9 protein-coding genes are annotated in these 8,579 nt (G+C 68.0%); 6 read left to right on the top strand and 3 right to left on the bottom strand.

Annotated features, from left to right (window positions below):
* From E1284_RS42055 to E1284_RS35540, 4 genes are all read left to right on the top strand, one after another.
* The coding region (locus tag E1284_RS42055; protein WP_207924135.1) for a hypothetical protein at positions 1–878 on the top strand (878 nt) is incomplete at its 5' end.
* Positions 879–987: 109 nt separating this feature from the next.
* Positions 988–1,542 carry a glycine-rich domain-containing protein gene (locus tag E1284_RS35550; protein ID WP_131944553.1) on the top strand — a complete coding sequence of 185 codons (555 nt, stop codon included), beginning with the start codon at positions 988–990 and terminating at the stop codon, positions 1,540–1,542.
* 20 nt (positions 1,543–1,562) lie between these two features.
* Positions 1,563–2,366: a phosphotransferase gene (locus E1284_RS35545; RefSeq protein ID WP_131944552.1), complete on the top strand. Its 804-nt coding sequence runs from the start codon at positions 1,563–1,565 to the stop codon at positions 2,364–2,366.
* 3 nt (positions 2,367–2,369) lie between these two features.
* A complete protein-coding gene (locus tag E1284_RS35540) occupies positions 2,370–2,858 on the top strand; it encodes a hypothetical protein (RefSeq protein ID WP_131944551.1) in 489 nt (162 codons plus the stop codon).
* A gap of 1,071 nt (positions 2,859–3,929) precedes the next feature.
* Here E1284_RS35540 and E1284_RS35535 read toward each other — a convergent pair.
* The 3 genes from E1284_RS35535 to E1284_RS42045 all read right to left on the bottom strand — a co-directional run bounded on the left by E1284_RS35535 (position 3,930) and on the right by E1284_RS42045 (position 5,290).
* A complete protein-coding gene (locus E1284_RS35535) occupies positions 3,930–4,466 on the bottom strand; it encodes a hypothetical protein (RefSeq protein WP_131944550.1) in 537 nt (178 codons plus the stop codon).
* Positions 4,467–4,571: 105 nt separating this feature from the next.
* A complete protein-coding gene (locus tag E1284_RS42050) occupies positions 4,572–4,712 on the bottom strand; it encodes a hypothetical protein (protein ID WP_165965552.1) in 141 nt (46 codons plus the stop codon).
* Positions 4,709–5,290, bottom strand: a complete 582-nt coding sequence (locus tag E1284_RS42045; protein WP_165965551.1) for an ATP-binding protein — start codon at positions 5,288–5,290, stop codon at positions 4,709–4,711. Before E1284_RS42045 ends, E1284_RS42050 begins: the two co-directional genes overlap by 4 nt.
* Positions 5,291–6,100: 810 nt before the next feature.
* On the opposite strand from E1284_RS42045, the gene E1284_RS35525 reads away from it, so the two are divergent.
* Positions 6,101–6,967: a helix-turn-helix domain-containing protein gene (locus E1284_RS35525; protein ID WP_131944548.1), complete on the top strand. Its 867-nt coding sequence runs from the start codon at positions 6,101–6,103 to the stop codon at positions 6,965–6,967.
* Complete coding sequence (locus tag E1284_RS35520; RefSeq protein WP_131944547.1) at positions 6,964–7,161, top strand: DUF397 domain-containing protein; 198 nt, start codon at positions 6,964–6,966, stop codon at positions 7,159–7,161. The genes E1284_RS35525 and E1284_RS35520 overlap by 4 nt, the downstream gene beginning before the upstream one ends.
* The last annotated feature ends 1,418 nt before the right edge of the window (positions 7,162–8,579 follow it).

The raw sequence follows: 8,579 nt of genomic DNA, 5'->3' as shown, positions 1-8,579 counted from the left end.
CCGGCTACTCCTCCTACTCCGGCGACGGCGGCCCCTACGACTACAGCAAGGTCACCGGGATGTTCCACGACGGCGACTGGCCCGACATCGCCGTGATCGGCGAGGGCGACCGGTACGAGCTGAACGGCATGGAAGGCGCGTACGAGGCCGCCGCCGCGCTGCGGGACGCGGGCGGCCCGGCCTACATGCCGCACCCGTGCTCGCTGCCCCGCGAGTGGGGGATGTTCGCGCCCGTCATCTACGTCGACCCGACCAAGGTCGTGGTGCGGCGGTTCTACTCCCACCGGCTCCCGGACTTCGCCTCCCGCAATCGCAACCTGATGCTGTTCACCCTCCCCGGCCGCACCGACCCCATCCGGATCGCCGCCACGCACGGCGACATCTACTCCGGCGACACCCGCCTCGCCGACAACCGGCGGTTCGACCGGCTCGCCGACCCCGCCATCCCCTGCGCGCTCCTCGGCGACTGGAACACCGTCCCCTCCGGCCCCTTCGAACCCACCGACATGAACACCCCCGGCCTCCACAACCCACGCGCGATCAACTACCGCGTCCAGTTCCAAGGCGGCGCCAGGCAGGCCGGCCCGCACATCTACGACACCCGCGCCCTTGACGCCCTGGTCGGATGGTGGAACCCCACCACGCGGCAGCGGGAGGGCGGCGTCGGTTTCCACCACGCCGCCGAACTCGCCCAGGACTTCACCCCGACCCAGATCGAGCGGCCCAACGGACGCCAATGCCTGGTCATCGACGGCATCCTCCTCAACGATCCGCTCCGTGACGCCTACGTGCCCGGCTCGTACCGCGTCCACGACTTCCGCGACCCCGAGCACCCCGACTCCGACCACAAACGCATCTCGATCACGGTCGACGTCTGAGCTATCGCAGGTCGCAGCACCACCCCTCCCGAATGCTCCACGCTCCGGCCAACACGCGCGCAGGCCGGGGCGTTGGACCACACTCATCAAGCGCACCATGGAGGTCACCATGACCGTCACTCCCGAAAGACCGGTCCAGGTCGAGCAGATCGGCCGGGACCCGCGCGAGCTGATCCCCGCGGCGGCGTTCGCGCTCCTGGTGGACGACGTCCGCAAGGCCACCCACGCCACCCACGACTACTGTCAGCGCGTCGTCGGCCAGAACCTGCTCTTCCTCAAGGCTGTGGGCAACATCCGACGGGCCGAACGCAAGGATCCGCGCAACTACATCCGCATCGTCCCGACCCCGCCGGTGGACCAGGCGTGGCACCTGAGCCTGCAGCGCACCGAGGTGTACGTTCCGATGAGCTATCTGCTCGCCGACTCGTTCATCCACCACCGGCCGGTCATGGACGACGACATCTGCTCCGGCGCCGCCCTGGGCCGTACCATCCCGCAACTCCACGCCACCGGCTACTACGTCGACCCGCAGTTCTGGGAGGGCGAGGCCGGCACCAGCTGCTGCCCGCCCGAGTGCAACGACCAGAGCGGCCGGGACTGGCGCACCCTGCTGGACTGGGGCGGCTTCCTGCCGGAGACCGCCCCGCTCACCATCCGAATTTGACCTAGAAGAAGGGGACGCCCGTGCGCACCGCCTGGACCGACCTGCCCGGGGACCTGCGAACCCAGATCGAGGCCAGCACCGGCCCGATCAGCCGCATCGAACCCGCCCGTACCGGCAACCATGCGGACATCGCCGCCACCCTGCACACCGCCGACGGGCGGGTCTTCGTCAAGGCCGCCCGCAAGCTGGCCGACAGGGACGGCCCCGAGGTGATGTCGCTGCGCCGCGAAGCCTCCGTCAACCCAGTGGTGTCCGAGTTCGCTCCCCGGCTGCGATGGCAGGCCGAGGCCGGGGAGTGGCTCGCCCTCGGATTCGACTACATCCAGGGACGCCCCGCCGACTTCGCTCCAGGCTCACCCGATTTGGAGATGCTGGCCAAGACCATCCACGCCATCCAGAACGCCGCCTGCCCCGACACCCTGCAACTCCTGGGCGAACGACGCTGGCAACGCTATGCCGACGACGTAACCCCGCTGGCCGGCAGCGCACTGCTCCACACCGACCTGAACGAAGACAACTTCATCATCACCCCGGACGGCCGCGCATACCTCGTCGACTGGGCGTTCGTCTCACGCGGAACCGCCTGGCTGGAACTGGCACTACTGATCCCGTGGCTCCTCAAAGCCGACCACTCGCCCCAGGCCGCCGAGCAGTGGGTCTCCCAATTCCCGTCCTGGACCCAGGCCCCGCCGACCGACATCGACATGTTCACCGCCGCATTCGCCCAGCAGTGGCGCACCACGAGCCAGCAACGCGACGACTCCTGGGTCAGGCAGCACGCCGAGCTGACCGGCCGCTGGGCGACCTACCGACTGCGGAGCTAGCCCATGACCGACTGGACGCAATTCCACCCCGCCCAGCCCCTCATCACACCGGACGGCCAGCGAGTCGACATCGACGTGGAGATGGTCCCCCTCGTCCAGCAACTCTGGCGACTGGGATTCCGCACCAAGGTGGCCTGCCAGGACGCCGGCGAAGCCGTTCTGCACGGCGGCACCCGCGCGCTCGAAGCCGACCGTCCTCGCCTCGCTGCCCGCAGCCTGGGCCGCGCATGGCTGATCGTCCACGCCGACCAAGCCCCACGCCTCCTGGTCGCCGTAACCGAACTCTCCAGCACCGGCATCTGGAAGCTGTCCCCAGTGACCAAGGACCGAGACCCCCGATCCTGGACCTCGATCACCTTCCCCCGAACCCACATCCCCGCAGCCACCGCACTCCTCAAACACGCCCAGCACGTCAGAAATCCGGTTCCGGTCGCCGGCGAAGACCCCGCTCCACCGCCCGCCGATACCGCTCCTGCACGCGATTACGGCTGATCGCCCGGTTGACCGGATCCCGAGGATCGCTGAGATCACTCGGCGGACCGTGCCGCGCCTGCACCCGCTCACGCGGAACACTGCGGTAGTCCTGCCCGGCGATGGGAGCGACCTCACCGGCCGCGACACGCGCATGACGCCCCACCTGGCCGTCCCGACGAAGCTCCAGCCACAGAAGACGCGCCCACCACGTGCGGTCTGGATGCTGCTCCCACGCCAGCAGGTACGCAGGACCACCGATGGCCCGATAGGTGACGACAGGCGGAATCCGCACGTCACTCCACCAGAAAACCGAACATGCGTTCTAGTATGCCCATGTTGGCCAGCGGATCCGCAACCAGCCCGCCGACACGCTCACACCCCCGTCAGCGACCGCCTCCCACACGATTGACTATGGACGGCGCCCCGCAGCAGGCGCACACTGCAAGCCATGGCCAAGGCGCGGCACCTGCTAGGGCCAGACGGCATACGCGTCAACGTCATCACGCTCGACGACGGCGACCTGGCTCTCGTCCAAGCCCACCACCCCGACGCCCGCGCAGGCCGAGCCTGGTTCCTCGTAACTCGACGAGCACGGTTTCCTGAACGCGACGAGTCACCCCCGCGTGCGTGGGGAGGCCCCGGCCGCGCCGCCGCCCGCACTGGAGGGGGACCATCCCCGCGCGCGGGGAGCACCTGTTGATCAGCTCGTCGGTTTCGTTCTTGGTGGGACCATCCCCGCGCGGGGATGGTCCCTGGGCTTTGAACTCGGCGAACGTCATGCGGCCGTGCTCCCCGCGCACGCGGGGATGGTCCCGCCCACCGGTCCGGGGAGATGGTCCTCGGCCGGTGCTCCCCGCGCACGCGGGGATGGTCCCTGACCGTCCTCGTGAACCCGTCCGAGCCGGAGGTGCTCCCCGCGCACGCGGGGTTGGTCCCTTCACGGCCTGGGCGACGGGTTCGGCTTGGGCGTGCTCCCCGCGCACGCGGGGATGGTCCCAGGCTGACGGTCCGCCAGTCGGTGCCGTCCATGTGCTCCCCGCGCACGCGGGATGGCCTTTTACTGACCATGCGTGCCGGTGGACAAGGGATTTACACGTGGCGGGTGCCGAAGGTAATCGGTTCTTGGTTCATGTAGCGGCCGTATTGCCTGGCCAGGGTGTCCAGTCGGAGCAGGGGCCAGCGGGTGACGGTGCCGGTGGTCTTGTCGATGACGAGGGTGGTCGCGGTTTCACTGGTGGGAACCAGCGGCGGCTCTGGGATGGGCACCAGGATCGGGATGGCCTGGTAGCCCTCCTCGAACTCTTGGATGTGGATGAGGATCAGGGCGTCGTCGGGGTGCGGCAGGTGGAGGTGTGCGCGGCGCCAGGCCTCGGCGGCGTCGAGGTGTGCGGGGTGGCTGCTGGACGAGCCGTCGCTTGCGAGCACTGTCGTCAGGGTTTGTGTGGTGATGAAGATCAGGTCTTGGGCGCGGCGGAGGAAGTCGAGGGTGTGGTCGTCGAGGTGACGGGTGGCGGACGGTTGGGTGAGGAGGCGGTCGATGGCGATGCGGTCGGCTCGTTCGGCGAGGGTGCGGATGTTTTCGAGGGCTTGCAGCAAGTGAGCGAGCCGGCTGGCGGCGGGGTGCATGGAGTCTCGTTCCGTACGGGTAGCAGCTGGGGCGGGGGACGCGGCGGACGGGAGGTGGCGCCGCGTCCCCAGGGCATGTGGGCCGGGTTCCGGCCAGGGGGTTCGTCAGGTCGGTGAGGTCGGGGCGTGGGTCTCGTGATGGCTGACGATGCGCTCGGCGGTTTCCTGCAAGTCGATCAGTGGCTCGCGGGTGTAGCTCTGACCGTTGTGCCAGGCGAACGCCTTGGGCTCGACCCAGATGTTCACCGTTCCTGCGGTGAGGACGGAGATGCCGCTGTCGTCGCTGCGACGGGTGGTGGGACGCCACGGGATCGGAGTGCCGCGGTGAGCCGATCGGCCGCCGCTATCGGGGCGATGACGCTGGTGGTCGCCGACCAAGGGGCGGGAAGCGCGAGGGTGAACCAGACGCATTTGCCGGGTGAGGCAGTCAGGCGTGAGCGGGTGCGGTGCGTGCCGGTGTCGGTGGCGAGGGCCGCGACGATGGTGAGTCCTTTGCCGTGCTCGTCGAGCAGATCGGTGCCGCGAATGGTTGGCCAGGCGCCGCGGTGGGCGTCGAAGACGGAGACGACCAGTTGCGGGGTGGGGCGGGTGCGCGCCCAGATCCACAGTTCCGGCCGCGTCGTCGAGGACGCGTGGGTCAGCGCGTTCGTGGCCAGTTCGGAGACCGCGAGTCGGGCGTCCTCGATCGGGTCGGGGTTGAAGCCCAGCTGGCGCATGGTCGCCGCGACGAGGGAGCGCGCATGGGAGGCGGCGCTCAGGTCACCCGGGAGTTGGAAGGCGCAGGCGCCGCCGGCCGGGATGTCGGCGGGGGCACCGGTCAGCATCGTCCGCTCCTGCTCAGGGGCCGTAGGACAGAGCGACGGCGGCAGCTGCCGCGGCCTCGGGAGGTCCGGTGAACGGACCGGCACTGCGCAGCCGGTGCCGGGCACGGCGCAGGCTCGGTGAATTTCTGGTGCGTCGGAGGGGACGACGGCGATTGCGGCTGGTGGGTGCGTGAGGGGTTCGGCTGCACGGAGTCGAGTTGGTGACTCAGGTCCGCGGGTGTGGTGCCTTCGATCAGTCGGGCGCCGTCCTCGGCGCGGATCAGGGCCCAGTAGCTTCCCGTGAAATCGCCGAACCAGATCGTGGCGCGGGGGAAACGGTTGCCGAGTTCGGTGACGGCCTGGTCGGGGTCCACGCCGGGTGTCGTCCAAGGCGCCGGTCTCGTGAGCTGAGGGGTTGGGGTTTGGTCTTGGCCCCATCCGTAGGCGGGCGTGTGGTCTGAGGTGGGCGGCCTCACCTGCATGGGTGACGGGTTCATACGATCATGCATGGGTCGGAACTCCTGTTTCCGATCAAGGTCCCGGCCGGTGTTGGCGCACCGCGTCCGGGGCCGCTTTGTTATGCAGGGCGCTCTGGCTGGGCTCGATGGCGGACGGCGTAGTCCCTCAGGCCCCTCATCACTGTCAGCGTTCAGCCGAGCACAGGCCCAGCATGCACCTGGAATCTGTGTGGCACAAGTGTGCAGCAGTGAATCGCGGCAATGCTGGCTGCTATGTCAGGAAAGTCTGGATTTCCTTCGACGGCGAGTCGCGCCGCCACCTAAGACAAGGTGTTGTGCGAGGTAACTTGTGCCAAGCATGGAAGGAGATTCGATGCCACAACCTCGAGTCACGACGGTCCGGATGCGCCGACTCGGGTCGGAGCTCCGCAAGCTGAGAGAAAACGCCGGCTACACGATCGAGCAGGTCGCCGAGCATCTGGAGTGCTCGCCATCACGGGTGAGCCGTATCGAGACTGGCAAGGCACAGCCGCCCAAGCAGCGCGAGCTCAGGGACTTGCTGGAGCTCTTCGGTGCACCCGATGACCGCGTCCGGGACGCTCTCCTTCAACTTGCCCGCGAGGCGGCGCAGCCAGGCTGGTACAACGAGTTCCAGGACGTCTTCCCGCCGCATTTCGGCTCCTACATCGGGCTGGAGAGCGAGGCCGCCGAGCTGCGGCACTTCGACAACCAGCTCGTCCATGGGCTGCTGCAGACCCCCGAATACGCACGGGAGGTGCTGCGCGCAACGCTGCCCGCCGAGACACCCAAGACGATCGACCGCCTGCTGGAACTCCGCCTCGCCAGGCAGAGGATCCTCGACCGGATGACTCCACCGTTCGCCCTGTGGGTGATATTGGACGAGAACGTGCTGCGCAGAGCGGTCGGGGGCGCTCAAGTGATGCGCGAGCAGGTACGCCGCCTGCTCGAAGCGATCGACACTCCCAACATCACCGTGCAGGTTCTACCCTTCGGTAAGGGTGCACACGTTGGGCTCGACGGACCGTTCTCACTGCTCGGCTTCCCCGAGCCCACCGACCCGGACGTCGTATACGTCGAAAGCCAGGCCGGTAACGCCTACCTGGAGCAACCGCACCAGGTGAGCCGGATGAACACCAAGTTCAACCTGCTGGTCGCTTCGGCGCTCGACCCCCGCGAGACGGCGTCCTTCCTGCGCGGTATCGAAGAGGAGATGCAATGACTGCCCCGTCCCCCCTGAACTGGCGCAAGGCGACGGCTAGCCAGGGCAGCCAGGGTTGCGTCGAGCTGGCCCCGCTGACCGGAGCGATCGCCGTCCGCGACTCCAAAGACCCGAACGGACCGATGCTGCTCCTCGACCGCGATGCATGGCGGCGCCTGGCCGAGCGGGCGAGCAGCGGCGAACTCGATCTGTGACGACTCCGTTTCCTTCTTTGAGGCTGACCTAGTGGAGTGTGCCGCGCTGGCGGGCCGGCTCCGGCAAGGGGCTTCCCACTCTCCTCGGCAGCCTTGCACAACCCGCCGGTTCTTCTAGTCTTCACACTGCCGGGCGCATGTCGGCAGCGTCATGAGCAAGTTGAAGGCGTCGTTTCTCGTGAGCGTTGGCAGACGGCTGGCTAGAGACGGGTCGAGAGTGCTCGTGACCTCGACGCCGGCTGAGATTTTCGTGGGTCCTTCCGCACGAGTCGATATGGATACCACAGTGGTCTGGCCTCCGTCACGAGGGACGTCTTCTTCAGTGCCGTAAGCGAGCAGAAGTCGCCTGGGCGAGGTTTGACGGGCCAGGAAAACGCGTGTCTGCTCACAGTCGTCGGTCAGGACCAGGCCGGGAATCCGGTCCTCTCGCAGGGTGCCGACGTCCATGCCGAATAGCCGCCAGGCGTCGGGGCGGCTGAGCACGAGTTCGGCTGAGCCAGGTCGCCGACGGCGAAGGAACTCCATGGCCATGTGGCGGGCGACGCCTTCGGCTTCCGGACCGGTAAGCGAAGCCCCCTTCGCGAGGAGGGAGGCAATATGGGTTGCGCTGGGTGCCTCGTGGTCGGTCGCGGGTGAGGGTGTGGTCTGATTCCTCTTGCGAGGGCCTCTTTTCAGGTGGCGCAGCATCGACATCGTCACCGCGAAGACCCTTCGGCGGTGTTTGCCGAGGTAGGCGGCAGATGCGAGCAGGATTAGCAGCGCGATGGCTGCGGCACATGGGGGCGGCCACGGTGCGCGGTCGGATGGGTTAGGGCGTGACGTTGGGACAGGCGCCGGGGCATGCTGTGAAGGCTTCGGTGTCGCCGATGCGCCGAGAGACCGTGCCCCCGGTACTGGTTGCGTTTGGGTTCGGTTCGTTGATCGGGCACCTGGGGTTACGGCAGACGCCTTCGGTGGCGCCGCCGGGTTCATGTTGTGGCTTTTCGGGCGCTGGCGGGCGCGCTTTGAGGGTGGGAATTGGCGAGAACGGTTCACCACATTGGGGGTGGAGTCGCGGATAACGGCGTCCCAATCCGGGTCTCGGCCGGTCTTGAGGCTGTGTAGAACTTCTTTGCGGGCGCGGCGGCAGACCTTCTTCTTGTCGACGTATCGGCTGGCGACTGGCCCGATGGGGGCGCAGGACGCGGTCCTACGAATGGTGATCGGGCCCGTGTCGATCTGCGTGGCGATGTTGGGCAGGGTGACGGCGCCGAGAAGGAAGGCGGAGTTAACGACGAGTGGGCTCCACCGTGCAGGCGAACGTGCGTGGAGGCGGTGGGCGGGTCGAGCCGTCTGGCGCTTCGGGGCGGTCGGCTCGCTGACGACGCTTTGGGCATCAGGCATATGGGTTTCCCGGGTGGGAGCGGCTCCAATGCCTG

It is taken from the genome of Actinomadura bangladeshensis, assembly GCF_004348335.1.
GTDB classification, from domain to species: domain Bacteria; phylum Actinomycetota; class Actinomycetes; order Streptosporangiales; family Streptosporangiaceae; genus Spirillospora; species Spirillospora bangladeshensis.
Note: the sequence above shows the minus strand (reverse complement) of the source record. Positions and strands in the feature narration are given on the sequence as shown.

What these genes read in the sequence shown, in the direction of transcription:
- E1284_RS35525 (WP_131944548.1), top strand. Translation starts at nt 6,101, where the DNA reads ATGCCACAACCTCGAGTCACGACGGTCCGGATGCGCCGACTCGGGTCG.
- E1284_RS35540 (WP_131944551.1), top strand. Translation starts at nt 2,370, where the DNA reads ATGACCGACTGGACGCAATTCCACCCCGCCCAGCCCCTCATCACACCG.
- E1284_RS35520 (WP_131944547.1), top strand. Translation starts at nt 6,964, where the DNA reads ATGACTGCCCCGTCCCCCCTGAACTGGCGCAAGGCGACGGCTAGCCAG.
- E1284_RS35535 (WP_131944550.1), bottom strand. Translation starts at nt 4,466, where the DNA reads ATGCACCCCGCCGCCAGCCGGCTCGCTCACTTGCTGCAAGCCCTCGAA.
- E1284_RS35550 (WP_131944553.1), top strand. Translation starts at nt 988, where the DNA reads ATGACCGTCACTCCCGAAAGACCGGTCCAGGTCGAGCAGATCGGCCGG.
- E1284_RS42045 (WP_165965551.1), bottom strand. Translation starts at nt 5,290, where the DNA reads ATGCTGACCGGTGCCCCCGCCGACATCCCGGCCGGCGGCGCCTGCGCC.